Source organism: Hymenobacter saemangeumensis (assembly GCF_039541835.1).
Taxonomy (GTDB): Bacteria; Bacteroidota; Bacteroidia; order Cytophagales; family Hymenobacteraceae; genus Hymenobacter; species Hymenobacter saemangeumensis.
Genome location: NZ_BAABGZ010000043.1, coordinates 1 through 1,589, shown reverse-complemented (window position 1 = coordinate 1,589; position 1,589 = coordinate 1). Strand labels below are relative to the sequence as shown.

1 protein-coding gene is annotated in these 1,589 nt (G+C 64.8%); it reads right to left on the bottom strand.

Annotated features, from left to right (window positions below; translation table 11 throughout):
* Positions 1-21 precede the first annotated feature (21 nt).
* Positions 22-1,554: an IS1182 family transposase gene (locus ABD919_RS13905; protein ID WP_345236623.1), complete on the bottom strand. Its 1,533-nt coding sequence runs from the start codon at positions 1,552-1,554 to the stop codon at positions 22-24.
* Between the last annotated feature and the right edge of the window lie 35 nt (positions 1,555-1,589).

Here is a 1,589-nt window from a genome sequence, read left to right as displayed (position 1 = left end):
GTGGCTGTTGCAGAACTCGGCTTAAATTGTTCTATTGCTGAGTAGCCACTTGGCAAGCGCCCGAGTTGGCGCTTCGGTGCATCTGTTTCGTCGGCCAGCGCGTGTTTGCGCAGCCAGCAGTGGCTGGGGCAGGGCCATGGCCAGGCTTATGTGCTGCTGGGGCCGGTACTTGAGCAGCTTTTTGAGATTGTAAGCCACAGCTGTCAGCAGCATGGTTTTGTGGGCTCCGGCCAGACCGCGCACATTCATCCGGCGCAGGCCGTAGTGGTGCAGCAGGTTCCCGAATACGGGCTCGACCGTGCTCTGCCGGACCCGGCGCAGGCGCTGGCCCCGGCGGGTTTGCTGCCGCTGCCACGCGCGGCGGTAGGCCGCGTCGTAAATCGTCTTGGTGAGTTGCTTGCGCTTGGCGCCCGGTACGCAGGTGGGTTTTAGCGGGCACTGCTGGCAGTCGCTGTAGGCGGCCCAGTAGAGCTTAACCCAGTCGCCGTCGGCCGTCACGTTATACCGGTGAAACGGCAGGTCCTTGCCCGCGGCGCAGGTGTAGGCATCGCGGCGCGGGTCGTAGGCGAAGCCGGCGATTTCGGGCTTGTACTGGCCAAAAACGGGTATCCAGGCCGTGACCTGCTCGGCTTCAAGTAAGGCGTAGTTGCGGCCGTTGGCATACCCGGCATCGGCCAGCACGTCGCGCAAGCGCAGTTCATGGGCGCGCAAGCGCCGCTGCAGCCCCGTCAACAGCTGGGGCAGGTGCAGGCTGTCGCGGCTATCGGCAAAGTCGGCCTGCACGTGGCTGATGACGCCTTTAGCCGTGTCCACGGCCAGGCTGCAGAGGTAGTTCAGGGCCCGGGCTTTGCCGGGCTTGATGGAAATGCGCGCGTCGGGGTCGGTCGGGCTGTAATGCGTCTTGTTGCTGAGCAGGCGCGCTTTTTCGTGTTGTGCTCCCAGGGGGCCGGGCTCGCTCCGGCGCTTGGCTTGCCGGGCGGCTTCGCGGCGCAAGAGGTGGGCCGGGGCGGTGACCACCGGCATCGTGGACGCGGGCTCGCCGGTGGCCAAAAACGGGCCATGGACACCCGCCGGCTGCTTTTCGCATACCCTATCGAGCGAGGCATTGGCCTTGACCGGGGCCGAATCGACGGCCTGCCGGTCACCGGCTACCAGGCCCCGGGCCACGCACTGGGCAAAGACGTGGTCGAACAGGCGCTCGAAGACGGCGGCCGGGAACAGCTGACGCGTGCGGCTGATAGTCGAGTGCCAGGGCAGCTCTTCGTCCACCTCGTAGCCTAGGAACCAGAGAATGTCCAGGCGCAGGGCGCAGTGCTCGACCAGGCGCCGGTCGCTGACCAGGTTTTCCAGCCGGCCCACCAGCACGAGCTTGAAGAAGACCACGGGGTCCAGCGAGGGCTGCCCCGTGCGGCTGTAAAGTGCCTTGGTTTCTTCGTAGAGAAACGACCAATCTACCAGCTCCGCCAGTCGGCGGTACAAATTGTGGGGCGGAACTCGCTCGGAGAGCCGAAAGCGCGTCACCTCTTTGTCGAGAAACAGCTTCTTGCCTTGCATCTTCCCTCTACGAAAACTGGTTCTGCAACAGCCAC